The 12,703-nt window shown below is 68.5% G+C and carries 14 protein-coding genes; 11 read left to right on the top strand and 3 right to left on the bottom strand.

The annotated features are described in order from the left end of the window. Positions 1-77: 77 nt before the first annotated feature. The 8 genes from hppD to JWS13_RS35450 all read left to right on the top strand — a co-directional run bounded on the left by hppD (position 78) and on the right by JWS13_RS35450 (position 8,950). Positions 78-1,286, top strand: coding sequence for a 4-hydroxyphenylpyruvate dioxygenase (gene hppD / locus JWS13_RS35415; protein WP_206010044.1), 1,209 nt, complete (start codon positions 78-80; stop codon positions 1,284-1,286). 91 nt (positions 1,287-1,377) lie between these two features. After that, positions 1,378-2,703: a glutamate-1-semialdehyde 2,1-aminomutase gene (gene hemL / locus JWS13_RS35420; RefSeq protein WP_206010045.1), complete on the top strand. Its 1,326-nt coding sequence runs from the start codon at positions 1,378-1,380 to the stop codon at positions 2,701-2,703. 79 nt (positions 2,704-2,782) lie between these two features. After that, entirely contained in the window at positions 2,783-3,442 is a 660-nt protein-coding gene (locus JWS13_RS35425; RefSeq protein WP_043826371.1) for a histidine phosphatase family protein, read from the top strand. Beyond that, positions 3,439-4,038, top strand: a complete 600-nt coding sequence (locus tag JWS13_RS35430) for a TlpA disulfide reductase family protein (protein WP_206010046.1) — start codon at positions 3,439-3,441, stop codon at positions 4,036-4,038. The genes JWS13_RS35425 and JWS13_RS35430 overlap by 4 nt, the downstream gene beginning before the upstream one ends. Next, positions 4,035-4,865 (top strand): cytochrome c biogenesis CcdA family protein, encoded by an 831-nt coding sequence (locus tag JWS13_RS35435; RefSeq protein ID WP_087561642.1) that lies wholly within the window; start codon positions 4,035-4,037, stop codon positions 4,863-4,865. The genes JWS13_RS35430 and JWS13_RS35435 overlap by 4 nt, the downstream gene beginning before the upstream one ends. After that, positions 4,862-6,526, top strand: a complete 1,665-nt coding sequence (gene resB / locus JWS13_RS35440; protein ID WP_124395107.1) for a cytochrome c biogenesis protein ResB — start codon at positions 4,862-4,864, stop codon at positions 6,524-6,526. The genes JWS13_RS35435 and resB overlap by 4 nt, the downstream gene beginning before the upstream one ends. After that, positions 6,523-7,500, top strand: a complete 978-nt coding sequence (gene ccsB / locus JWS13_RS35445) for a c-type cytochrome biogenesis protein CcsB (RefSeq protein WP_206010047.1) — start codon at positions 6,523-6,525, stop codon at positions 7,498-7,500. Before resB ends, ccsB begins: the two co-directional genes overlap by 4 nt. A gap of 94 nt (positions 7,501-7,594) precedes the next feature. Beyond that, positions 7,595-8,950, top strand: a complete 1,356-nt coding sequence (locus JWS13_RS35450; protein WP_206010048.1) for a MinD/ParA family ATP-binding protein — start codon at positions 7,595-7,597, stop codon at positions 8,948-8,950. Positions 8,951-8,997: 47 nt separating this feature from the next. On the opposite strand, the gene JWS13_RS35455 is transcribed toward JWS13_RS35450, so the two are convergent. Both JWS13_RS35455 and JWS13_RS35460 read right to left on the bottom strand, forming a co-directional pair. Beyond that, positions 8,998-9,201, bottom strand: coding sequence for a hypothetical protein (locus tag JWS13_RS35455; protein ID WP_072939927.1), 204 nt, complete (start codon positions 9,199-9,201; stop codon positions 8,998-9,000). A gap of 143 nt (positions 9,202-9,344) precedes the next feature. After that, entirely contained in the window at positions 9,345-9,572 is a 228-nt protein-coding gene (locus tag JWS13_RS35460) for a BldC family transcriptional regulator (RefSeq protein ID WP_005252019.1), read from the bottom strand. 187 nt (positions 9,573-9,759) lie between these two features. On the opposite strand from JWS13_RS35460, the gene JWS13_RS35465 reads away from it, so the two are divergent. Together JWS13_RS35465 and cds1 are read left to right on the top strand one after the other, a co-directional pair. Then, a complete protein-coding gene (locus JWS13_RS35465) occupies positions 9,760-10,128 on the top strand; it encodes a DUF4229 domain-containing protein (RefSeq protein ID WP_206010049.1) in 369 nt (122 codons plus the stop codon). Beyond that, positions 10,125-11,234, top strand: coding sequence for an L-cysteine desulfhydrase Cds1 (gene cds1 / locus JWS13_RS35470; protein ID WP_206010050.1), 1,110 nt, complete (start codon positions 10,125-10,127; stop codon positions 11,232-11,234). The genes JWS13_RS35465 and cds1 overlap by 4 nt, the downstream gene beginning before the upstream one ends. Here the strand turns inward: cds1 and JWS13_RS35475 are convergent. Then, positions 11,222-11,767 carry a GNAT family N-acetyltransferase gene (locus JWS13_RS35475; RefSeq protein WP_206010051.1) on the bottom strand — a complete coding sequence of 182 codons (546 nt, stop codon included), beginning with the start codon at positions 11,765-11,767 and terminating at the stop codon, positions 11,222-11,224. The two genes, cds1 and JWS13_RS35475, sit on opposite strands and share 13 nt — an antisense overlap. Positions 11,768-11,894: 127 nt before the next feature. Between JWS13_RS35475 and JWS13_RS35480 the strand changes: the two genes are divergently transcribed. Next, positions 11,895-12,647, top strand: a complete 753-nt coding sequence (locus JWS13_RS35480) for a lysophospholipid acyltransferase family protein (protein WP_206010052.1) — start codon at positions 11,895-11,897, stop codon at positions 12,645-12,647. Positions 12,648-12,703 lie beyond the last annotated feature (56 nt).

Raw genomic sequence — 12,703 nt, forward strand, 5'->3', positions numbered from 1 at the left:
CATCCAGCATTGTGTACAGAATGAGCAGCGTCAAGAAGCACTGTTGCGCAGCGGTGTGCGCTGGATCACAGTGGGGTATGACTACCACCGACATTCGCCTGACGCCCCGTGAGGTGGCCGCACAACTGGAGTCCGACGAGCTCCGGCAGCTGGTCGGACTCGTCGAACACGACGACGCGTCGGATCCGTTTCCCGTGGTCGCGATGGACGCCGTCGTATTCGTGTGCGGCAACGCGACGCAGAGCATGCAGTACTTCGTCTCCACCTGGGGGATGACCCTCGTCGCCTATGCCGGGCCGGAGACCGGTCAGCGGTCGCACAAGTCGTTCGTCCTCGAATCCGGAACGGCGCGGTTCGTGCTGCACGGCGCCGTGGACCCGAAGAGCCCGCTCGCCGACCATCACCGGGCCCACGGCGACGGCGTGGTGGACCTGGCCATGGAGGTGCTCGACGTCGACCGCTGCATCGCGCACGCGCGCACCCAGGGGGCCACCATCCTGGAGGAGCCGCGCGACGTCACGGATCGGCACGGCACCGTGCGGCTCGCGGCGATCGCCACCTACGGCAGCACCCGGCACACCCTCGTCGACCGCAGCAGGTACGACGGCCCCTACCTACCCGGATTCGTCTCGCGCTCCAGCGGTTACGCGGCGCGGCCGGGGAAGCCGAAACGCCTGTTCCAGGCGCTCGACCACGCCGTCGGCAACGTCGAGATGGGCCGGATGGATCACTGGGTGCGGTTCTACAACCGGGTCATGGGATTCACGAACATGGCCGAATTCGTCGGCGACGACATCGCCACCGAGTACTCGGCGCTCATGTCGAAGGTCGTGGCGAACGGCAACCACCGGGTGAAGTTCCCGCTCAACGAACCGGCGGTGGGAAAGAAGAAGTCGCAGATCGACGAATATCTCGAGTTCTACGGTGAGCCGGGCTGCCAGCATCTGGCCCTTGCGACCGGTGACATCCTCGCCACCGTCGACGCGCTGCGCGCGGAGGGCGTCGAGTTCCTGGCCACCCCCGACGCCTATTACGAGGATCCGCAACTGCGTGCCCGCATCGGCACGGTGCGGGTGCCGGTGGAGGAACTGCAGAAACGCGGAATCCTCGTCGACCGCGACGAGGACGGGTACCTCCTGCAGGTCTTCACCAAACCGCTCGGTGACCGGCCGACGGTGTTCTTCGAGGTGATCGAACGGCACGGATCGCTGGGGTTCGGGGCAGGCAACTTCCGGGCCCTGTTCGAATCCATCGAGCGCGAACAGGCGGCCCGCGGCAATCTGTGAACCTCCGAACGGCACGCGGTGGCAGAGTGATCCTGGCCACCCACTACACCCTGTCGTTGGCAAATTCGACAGAACTGGGACACTGGAGGCCGTGACTGTTTCCTCCGGTGACCCCGACGTGCACGCTTCCCGCTCCGCCCAGCTCTTCGAGAGGGCTGATCTGGTCATTCCCGGCGGCGTCAACTCCCCGGTGCGGGCCTTCCACTCGGTCGGCGGCACCCCGCGGTTCATCAGGGAAGCGTCCGGCTACACGCTCACCGACGTCGACGGCAACGACTACGTGGACCTCATCTGCTCCTGGGGGCCGATGATCCTCGGGCACGCGCACCCCGCCGTCGTCGAGGCCGTGCAGAAGGCGGCCACCACCGGCCTCTCGTTCGGCGCGCCCACCGAGGGTGAGATCGAACTGGCCGAGGAGATCGTCCGCCGCGTCGCGCCGGTGGAGAAGGTGCGGCTGGTCAACTCCGGCACCGAAGCCACCATGAGCGCCGTCCGCCTCGCCCGCGGATTCACCGGCCGGACCAAGGTCCTCAAGTTCTCCGGCTGCTACCACGGACACGTCGACGCACTGCTGGCCGACGCCGGTTCGGGACTCGCCACGTTCGGCCTCCCCACGTCGCCCGGCGTGACCGGCGCGCAGGCCGAGGACACCATCGTCGTGCCCTACAACGATCTCGACGCCGTCGCTCAGGCGTTCGCCGCGAACGACGGCCAGATCGCGTGCGTCATCACCGAGGCCGCCGCCGGCAACATGGGCGCGGTGGCGCCGCAGCCCGGATTCAACGAGAGCCTGCGCACGCTGACCCGCGACAACGGCGCGCTGCTCATCATGGACGAGGTGATGACCGGATTCCGGGTCAGCTCCGCCGGCTGGTACGGACTCGACGGCGTCGCCGGTGACCTCTACACGTTCGGCAAGGTGATGAGCGGCGGTCTGCCCGCCGCGGCGTTCGGTGGCCGCGCCGACGTCATGGCTCACCTCGCCCCCGCCGGACCCGTCTATCAGGCAGGAACCCTGTCCGGTAACCCCGTCGCCGTCGCCGCCGGGCTCGCCAGCCTGCGCGCCGCGGACCAGGGCGTGTACGACGCCCTCGAGCGCAACAGCGCCACCCTCCGGACGCTCCTGTCCGACGCACTGACCGCGGCGAGCGTGCCGCACCGCGTGCAGACCGCGGGCACCATGCTCAGCGTGTTCTTCAGCGAAGACCCGGTCACCAACTACGCCGAGGCCAAGGCCGCGCAGACCTGGCGCTTCCCGGCCTTCTTCCACGGACTGCTCTCGCGCGGGGTGTACCCGCCGCCGAGCGCGTTCGAGGCGTGGTTCGTCTCCGCCGCCATGGACGACACCGCATTCTCGATCATCGCCGACGCCCTGCCGCACGCCGCGAAGGCCGCCGCCGCGGCCGTCCAGCCCTGACGAGTCTTCCCCTCCGGGGGCCGGCGGCCCCGCCGCCGACACCCACCTGACCTCCCGCCCCGACCCGAGGAACCGCAACGTGACCGAAGCCGATCATCCCGACCACACACAGACCCGCACCATCGTGCACGTGCTCCGGCACGGCGAGGTGCACAACCCGCGAGGGATCCTCTACGGCAGGCTCCCCGGGTTCCGGCTGTCGGTGACGGGTGAGGCGCAGGCCCGCGCGGTGGCGTCGGTGCTGGCCAAGCACGACATCACGCACGTGGTGTCGTCGCCGCTGCAGCGGGCACAGGAGACGGCCGCCCCGATCGCCGACGCGCACGGCGTCGACATCGCGACCGACGAGAACCTCATCGAGGCCGGCAACGAATTCGAGGGACTCAAGGTCTCCGTCGGCGACGGCGCGCTGTCGCGTCCCCGGCACTGGTGGAAACTGCGCGACCCGTTCACACCGTCCTGGGGCGAGCCGTACCTGCAGATCGCGCACCGCATGCTGGCCGCCGTCAACACCGCCCGCGTGTCGGCGGTCGGTCACGAGGCCGTCGTCGTCAGCCACCAACTCCCCGTCTGGACCCTCCGCCGGTTCCTGCAGGGGGAGCGGCTGTGGCACGATCCGCGCCACCGGCAGTGCGGTCTCGCGTCGCTGACGTCGCTCGTCTACGAGGGCGACACCCTCATCGACATCGTGTACTCGGAGCCCGCGGGCGCGTCGGATCCGAGGGTGACCGGGGCATGAATCGGGGGCGCTTCGCCGGGCTTCTCGCGGTGATCTGTACGGCCGCGGTGTCGCTGTCGGCGTGTGCGTCCGGCGACGACGCCGTGGCCCAGGGCGGCACGTTCGACTTCGTATCGCCGGGCGGTCAGACGGAGATTTTCTACGACCCGCCTGCCGACCGCGGCACCATCGGCACGGTGTCCGGACCCGACCTGATGACCGAGGGCAAGACCACCTCGCTCGACGATTTCGAGGGTCAGGTGGTGGTCCTCAACGTGTGGGGCCAGTGGTGCGGGCCGTGCCGCGGTGAGGCGAACGACCTCGAGCAGGTGTACGAGGAGACCAAGGACCAGGGCGTGTCGTTCCTCGGGATCAACGTGCGGGACAACCAGCAGGACAAGGCGCAGGACTTCGTGATCGACAACAAGGTGTCGTACCCGTCGATCTACGACCCCGCCATGCGGACGATGATCGCGCTGGGCCAGAACTACCCCACGAGCGTCATCCCCACCACGATCGTGCTCGACCGGGAACACCGCGTGGCCGCGGTGTTCCTGAAGGAACTACTGACCGAGGACCTGAAGCCGGTGGTCGAACGGGTGGCGCAGGAATCGTGAACACCAGCACTGCCCTTCTCGCCGGCGGCGTCGGCGACGCCTTCCAGTCCACCGCGGCAACCGGACCGCTGCTGCTCGCGCTCGGCGCGTGCGTCCTCGCCGGCCTGGTGTCGTTCGCGTCGCCGTGCGTCGTGCCGCTCGTCCCCGGCTACCTCTCCTACCTCGCGGGTGTCGTCGGTGCGGACGCCCCGGCCGTCACCGCGGAGGAAGCAGCCACCCGGACGAAGACCGTGTCGGACGGACGGTTGCGGGTCGCGGGCGCCGCGGCCCTGTTCGTCGCCGGATTCACCGTGGTGTTCGTGCTGGCCACCGCGTCGGTGTTCGGCGCCATCTCGGCCCTCGCGATCAACCGCGACATCCTGATGCGGGTCGGCGGGGTGGTCACCATCGCCATGGGCCTGGTGTTCATCGGTCTGATCCCGGCCCTGCAGCGGGACACCCGGCTCGAGCCGCGGCGCATCTCCAGCCTGGCCGGGGCGCCTCTGCTCGGTGCCGTGTTCGCGCTGGGCTGGACCCCGTGCCTCGGCCCGACCCTCGCGGGCGTCATCTCCCTCGCCGCAGGCACCGACGGTGCCACCGCGGCCCGCGGAGTGGCCCTGATCGTCGCGTACTGCCTCGGCCTCGGGTTGCCGTTCGTGATCCTGGCGCTCGGCTCGTCCCGCGCGCTGCGCGGCGTCGGCTGGCTGCGCCGCAACGCGCGCACGATTCAAATCTTTGGCGGAATCATGCTGGTGGCCGTGGGCGTCGCCCTCGTCACCGGCGCGTGGGACCAGTTCGTCGGCTGGGTTCGCGACGCCTTCATCTCGGAAGTGACCTTGCCAATATGAGCGACATCCAGACCCCCGAGGCCCCGGAAGCCGCACCGGTGCCCCGTCAATCGTTGCCGGGCCGCGCGTTCGCGGTGGTCCGTAACACCTGGCGCGGCCTCACGTCGATGCGCACGGCGCTGGTGCTGCTGTTCCTGCTCGCCCTCGCCGCGATCCCGGGCGCGCTGCTGCCGCAGCGCAGCCTCAACGCCGGGAAGGTCGACGAGTACATCGCGAACCGGCCGACCCTCGGTCCGTGGATGGACAAGCTCGAACTGTTCGACGTGTTCGGCAGTTTCTGGTTCACCGCGATCTACGTCCTGCTCTTCATCTCCCTCGTCGGCTGCATCCTGCCGCGCTGTGTCGACCACGCCAAGGCGCTGCGCACCCGCCCGGTGCCCGCCCCGCGGAACCTCGCGCGACTTCCGCACCACCACGAGGACCGGGTCGACGAGACGCCGGAGGAACTCGCCGCGCGCATCCGCACCCACCTGAAGGGGTGGCGGGTCGAGACCCGCGCGGGCGGCGAACGGGCCGCCCACGACGGCGAGATCACCATCTCCGCGGAGAAGGGGTACTTCCGCGAACTCGGCAACCTCGTCTTCCACCTGTCGCTCGTCGCGCTGCTCGTCGCGATCGCCGTCGGCAAGCTGTTCGGCTACGAGGGCAACGTGATCGTCGTCGCCAACAACGGTCCGGGGTTCTGCACCACGTCGCCGGCGGTGTTCGACTCGTTCAAGGCGGGCAACACCCAGGACGGCACCGGCATGACGCCGCTGTGCATCAAGGTGAAGGACTTCGCCGCCGACTACCTCGACAGCGGTCAGGCCGAGATGTTCACGTCCAACATCGCCTACCAGGCGGGCGACGACCTCGAGACGAACACCTGGCGGGACGGGCAGTTGCAGGTCAACCATCCGCTGCGCGTCGAGGGTGACCGCGTCTACCTGCAGGGACACGGGTACGCGCCGACGTTCACCGTCACGTTCCCGAACGGCGAAACCCGCACCGAGACGCTGCAGTGGCGTCCCGACGACGCGACGACGTTCCTGAGCAGCGGCGCGATGCGGTTCGACCCGCCCGGCGGCATGTACCCCGACACCGACGAGCGCCGGAAGAACCAGATCGCGATCGAGGGGCTGTTCGCCCCGACCGCGCTGCTCCACGGCAACTTGCTGGCGTCGAGTTACCCGGCGATGACCGACCCGGCCGTCGCCATCGACATCTACAAGGGTGACACCGGCCTCGACACGGGCAATCCGCAGTCGCTGTTCTCGCTCAACACGGAACTGATCAACCAGGGCCGGCTCGTGAAGCAGGACCGGGTGAACCTGAAGCCGGGGGAGAGTTCGACCCTGTCCGACGGCACCCAGGTGCGGTTCGACGGCGCCGTGGACTTCGTGAACCTGCAGGTGTCGCACGACCCGGCACAGCAGTGGGTGCTGGTGTCGGCCCTGACGATGATGGCGGGACTGCTCGTCTCGCTGCTGGTCAAGCGCCGCCGGATCTGGGCCCGGATCTACCCCGCGGACGCCGCCGACCCGGGGCCACGACGTACTGTAGTAGAGCTTGGTGGACTCGCCCGGACCGATCAGGCCGGCTGGGGCGACGAGTTCGGCCGACTCTGCACCCGTCTGCTCACGGACGACACGAAGCCTGACGCGCAGGAGAGCCAACGATGACGACCAACGAGACACTGGCGCAGTACAGCGACTGGGCCTTCCGATCAGCCTTCACCGTGCTGGTGCTGGCGCTCGTGCTGCTCATCGTGCAGTACGCGTCCACGCGGGCGCAGGCCGTGCAGGACCGGGAACTCGTGTCGGCCGGATCGGGCGCGCGCCCGTCCGAAGCGCCCGGCGTCCCCGGCCGAGTGGTCGAGCAGCCGAAGAAGCCGCTGTCCGATCGGTTCGGTGGTATGGGCGCCGCCGTGCTCGTCGTCGGCACGGTACTGATCTTCGCGTCGATCGTGCTGCGCGGATTCGCGACGGAGCGGTTCCCGCTCGGCAACATGTACGAGTTCGTGACCATGGCCTGCGCGGCGGCGCTCGTCGTCGGTCTCGCGCTGCTGTCGAAGCCGGCGTACCGGTCGATGTGGGTGTTCCTGCTCGTTCCCGTCCTGATCCTGATGTTCCTCGCCGCCACAGTGCTGTACGCGGACGCGGCGCCCGTCGTGCCCGCACTGCGGTCGTACTGGCTGCCCATCCACGTCACCATCGTGAGCGTCGGTTCCGGTGTGTTCCTCGTGTCGGGCATCTCGAGCCTGCTGTTCCTGCTGCGCATGCGATACCCGCGCGGCGAGGAGGGGACGGGCGTGTTCGCGCGGATCGCGGAGCGGTTGCCCGACGCGCAGACCCTGGACCGCCTGGCGTACAAGACCACCATCATCGGGTTCCCGCTGTTCGGCGCCGGTGTCATCCTCGGCGCCATCTGGGCCGAGGCAGCCTGGGGCCGATTCTGGGGCTGGGATCCCAAGGAGACGATGTCGTTCATCGCCTGGGTGATCTACGCCGCCTACCTCCACGCCCGCGCGACGTCCGGATGGCGCGACACCAAGGCCGCATGGATCAACGTCGCGGGTTTCGTCGCAATGCTGTTCAACCTGTTCATCATCAACATGGTGGTGTCGGGATTGCACTCGTACGCGGGCCTGAACTGACGGTCGCCACCGACTGATATCCTTCCGCCGCGACGTCTCCGACCGGTGAGAACCGGTGGGGACGATGGAGACTTCACGAGGGGGACGTTCAGCCATGTCCGAAAACAACTCCGGCATGTGGGAGCCGGTACGGCCTGCATCGAATCCGCCCGCGGACGACACCGGATCGACCGTCGCCTGGAACGCCGCGCGGCAGGCCCCGTACGTGCAGCCGCAGGGTCCCAATCCGTTCGCGCAGGCCCCCGCCGCCGCACCCGCGCGGCCACAGACCCAGGCCCCCGCCCCTCAGCAGGCCCCCGCCCCTCAGCAGGCACCGGCCGCACAACAGGCGCCCGCCGCACAGCAGGCTCCGGCACCCCAGCCGGCGGCGTTCACGCCCCCGCAGCAGCCGCCGGTCCGGCAGACACCCCAGCCCCCTGTTCAGCAGACACCTCAGCCGGGTGCGTTCGCGGCCCAGCAACCCGCGAATCGTCCGAACAACACGAACGCCGATCAGCAGTACGCGGTTTCGGCCCGCGACCTGTCGACGTCGCTACTCCTCAAGCAGGTCAAGCCGGCCCCGACCACGGGGTGGCGCAAGGCGCTGTACCGACTGTCCGGCCGCTACGTCAACGTCGGGAACAGCGCGAAGGAACAGCGCCGGATCGAGCTGACCAAGCAGGTCAACCAACCGCTGCAGGGGTGCTACAAGATCGCGCTGCTGAGCCTCAAGGGCGGGGTCGGCAAGACCACGACCACCGCGACCCTAGGCTCCACGTTCGCGTCACTGCGCGGCGACCGCGTCATCGCCGTCGACGCCAACCCCGACCGCGGCACGTTGAGTCAGAAGATTCCCCTCGAGACGCCCGCGACGGTGCGGAACCTGCTGCGCGACGAGCAGAGCATCGAAAAATACAGCGACGTCCGCAGTTACACGTCGCAGAGCAGGCACCGGCTCGAGGTGCTCGCGTCCGACAGCGACCCGGCCGTCTCGGAGGCGTTCAGCGCCGACGACTACGCCCGGACCGTCACGATGCTCGAGAAGTTCTACAGCATCGTCCTCACCGACTGCGGCACCGGACTGATGCACTCCGCGATGCAGACCATCCTCGAAGAGGCCGACGCGCTCGTGGTGGTCAGTTCGGGATCCGTCGACGGCGCCCGAAGCGCTTCGGCGACGCTGGACTGGCTCGACGCCCACGGATACCGCGAACTGGTGGCCCGGTCGGTGGCCGTCGTCAATGCGGTGCGCCCGAGGTCGGGCAAGGTGGATCTGCCGAAGGTCGTCGAGCATTTCGAGCAGCGATGCCGCCTGGTGCGGCTGATTCCGTTCGACCCGCACCTCGAAGAGGGCGCCGAGATCGAACTCGAGCGGCTGCGCCCGAAGACGCGCAACGCACTCCTCGAACTGGCCGCCGCGGTGGCCTCCGACTTCCCGGCGTCGAGTTTCGCGCTACAGGACCGTCGCTGAGGCAGTGACACCGATGGTGCCGGCTCGACCGGCACCACGGCTGTTGCTCATCCGGCCGGGTCCGCCGGACCGGCATCGGGTTCGTCGGACTTCTTCCGACGCGTCTCCCGGTCCACCTTCCACAGGAAATCCGGATCGTCGTCCGGTCCCTGCACCCGCGTGCTCAGCACGGGCCGCGTGTTCGGGCCGAACGCCTTCCACATCAGGACCGCCACTGTCACGAGCCCGATGAGTGCCAACAGATAGATCACCGCGCACCTCCTTACACCGCACGAGGGTAGCCGGTACTCCTCGAGCGTAGCCGCGTCGGCGGCAGAGGGCACCCACCCGATCGCAGAGCGCCCGGGCAGTGCGGTGTTACCAGCGGAACCTCAGGGTCGGCCCGCCTCCAGCGTCAGGGTCGGCCGGCCTCCGTGGTCAGGGAGCGGAGCAACTGCATGACCTCGGCCTCGCGGAAGCGGCGGTGCCCACCGGGGGTGCGCAGCGATCCGAGCCGGCCCGCGTGCGCCCAACGCGTCACGGTCTTCGGGTCGACATGGAACAGGGCAGCCACCTGGCCCGGGGTCATGAGGGCTTCGTTGGATCCGCTGAATCCGGGTCCGTTGTAGGTGGGTGCGCTCATCGACGATCCTCCACTGCTTTCGACTGATCTGTGCTGAAGCCGGCCGCTGTTGCGACTGATCTCGGTCATCGTGACATCCGGGACCCCGGGTACTCGAACGATCTAATGTTGGTAAAGGGGAGGTAATAGACAAATCGGATAAGTCGGACGTGTGGGGAGCCCCCTCGGCGATGGGTAACCTGGGGGCGTGAGCGAGTCATCCGAGAAGCCAGAAGACCAGGTCGAGCCCGCAGATTCGAGCGCGACAGCGAAGCAGGGTGGGCGGGTGACCAAGGGGCAGCTGGCGCGCGACGTCGCGATCTATTCGATCGCCCGGCTGCTGCTGGTCGTCGTCATCGGCGCCATCATCCTCGGGGTGGCCTCGCTCGTCGGAGTCGCCGTGCCGCTGCTCGTCGCCGCGATCTTCGCGGTCCTCATCGCACTCCCGCTGTCGCTCCTTCTGTTCGCGAAACTCCGCAAGAGGGTCAACGAGGGGATCGCCACGTTCGACGCGCAGCGCCGCGCGGACCAGGCCGACCTGCGTGCCCGGCTCCGCGGTGAGGGCACGTCCCGGTGACGGTCGACGACTGCGTCGTCATCGACAGGAGCTTGCCGCGGGACTGGGTCGACAACGCCGTCCGCCTCATCGACGCCGACGCGCAGCGCAGCGCCGACACGCACCTGCTGCGGTACCCGCTGCCCGTCGACTGGGGTGTGCAGCTCTATCTGAAGGACGAGTCGACCCACATCACGGGCAGCCTCAAGCACCGGCTGGCCCGGTCGCTGTTCCTGTACGCGATCTGCAACGGCTGGATCACCGAGGGAACCACGGTCATCGAGGCGTCGTCGGGATCGACGGCCGTCAGTGAGGCGTACTTCGCGAAGATGCTCGGCCTCGACTTCGTGGCCGTCATGCCGCGCAGCACGAGCGGCGCGAAGATCGCCCTCATCGAGGCGCAGGGCGGTCGCTGCCACTTCATCGACCACCCGCCGGAGATCTACAGCGAGGCCCGTCGGCTCGCCGCGGAGACGAACGGTCACTTCATGGACCAGTTCACGCACGCGGAACGGGCCACCGACTGGCGGGGCAACAACAACATCGCCGAGTCGATCTTCCAGCAGATGATTCAGGAAGAGCACCCGGTGCCGGAGTGGCTCGTCATGAGTGCCGGGACCGGCGGCACCAGTGCGACGCTGGGCCGGTACATCCGCTACCGCAGGCACGCGACCCGCCTCCTCGTCGTGGACCCCGAGAACTCCGCGTTCTTCGGCGGCTACGAGAACAACTCCTGCGAGTTCGCGACGGGAATGCCGTCGCGGATCGAGGGCATCGGCCGGCCTCGGGTCGAGCCGTCCTTCGTCGGGCAGGTCATCGACCGCATGATGCGGGTGCCCGACGCTGCGTCCATCGCGACGGCCCGGCACGCCAGTTCGGTGCTGGGTCGCCGGGTCGGCGGGTCGACGGGCACGAACCTGTGGGGTGCGTTCACCGTCGTCGCGCAGATGCTCGCGGCCGGACGGTCGGGCAGTGTCGTCACCGTCCTGTGCGACGGCGGCGAACGGTACGCCGACACCTACTTCGACGACGACTGGGTGGCCGGGGAGGGAATCGACCTCTCGGGTCCCACCGCGGTGCTCGACCGGTTCGCGGCGACCGGGGCGTGGCCCGGTCAGCCCGGCTGAGGCGCGGGTGCGGCGGTGCGCACCGCCGCGGTCACTGCGCGGGACATCGTCACCCGCGGCCACGCGGCGAGGCCGTGCCGGGCCTCGTCGTCGCGGATGCGTGACAGGCCCGGTGTGAGGTCGGTCTCCGGCAGGGGACGGAAACCCAGCCGCTCGTAATAGGGGGCGTTCCACGGGACGTCGACGAACGTGGTGAGGGTGAGGGCGGGCAGTCCTCGGACGGCCGCCCACGACGAGATCTCGTCGAGCAGCAGCGCGCCGAGGCCCTGACGGGCGTGGGATGGGTGGACCGACACCTGCTCGATGTGGGCGCCGCCGTCGACGACGGCGACGAGTGCGTAGGCCACCGGGGCGTCGTCTGCGTCGACCGCGACCCAAATGCATTCCAGCTGGAGGTATTCGGTCAGCTCGTCGAGTGAGAACGGAGGATCGTCGGCGACGGCGTCCATTCCGATGTCACGAAACGGCGCACCCGCCGCGATTTCGATGTCTTGCAGAGCGGGAAGGTCGGTGGAAATGGCCGTGCGGATCACAGGTCTTTTGTACCCGAAATCGTGCTGTTCGCACAGTTTCCCTGCACTTTCCCAAAACCTACTCCTCCGTAGGCTACGCAACCGTAGGTTGATAGCCTGGCATCAGGACGACGGAGTGGGGACGCGCATGGACAAGCCCGAGGTGACTCTCGAGAACTACGAAGCGGTGTACGCGTACTACCGCGACCACCGGCAGAATCGGGTGCTCGCCAAGCTGGCGTACGCGTCGCTGTATGCGAAGTACCGGCCGCGGATCGTGTACGCGGACGACGCGAAGGCGCAGCTCGCCGGGCTGGTGAAGTCGGGCAGGGTGCTGATCATCGCGGCCAATCACGTGACCCACAGCGATCAGTACACGCTGGCGGCGACGGCCTGGAACACGCCGTTGCGCCGCGCGATCGGACGCACCCGGGTGCTCGCGAAAGACGAATTGTTCGTCGACCCCGACCTGCACAAGAAGGTCGACATGATGGGCGGGATCCCGGTGTTCCGCAGCAAGAACTACGGGCTCCGGGCGGTCGCCGACGCGGGCAGGCTCATGATGGACATCTCCGCCGAACGGCTCTGTCGCGGCGACAACCTGGCGATCTTTCCCGAGGGCACGTGCAACGAGGACGACCCGACCCGGCTGCAGCACATCAACAGCGGTATCGGTCACATCGCGAAACGTGCGGCGGATCGCGGAGTCTCGCCCGTGCTGCTGTCCATCGGCATCAGTTACGGGCCGGACGCTCACGGGCCCGACCCCGAGAACGTGAAGTCGGCGAGCGTGTTCGTGTCGGAGCCGGTGTTCGACCTCCCGGCGAAACCGATGGACATCGCGCACGTCGTGCAGAAGGACCTGCAGATCGCGGTCGACGGGGCGGTCGCCGCGTACTGACGGCCCACCTCAAATCTGTCAAGCAGGGTTGACATCCGGTCGGTGTCAACCTAAAT

The organism is Rhodococcus pseudokoreensis, from assembly GCF_017068395.1.
Classification (GTDB): Bacteria; Actinomycetota; Actinomycetes; order Mycobacteriales; family Mycobacteriaceae; genus Rhodococcus_F; species Rhodococcus_F pseudokoreensis.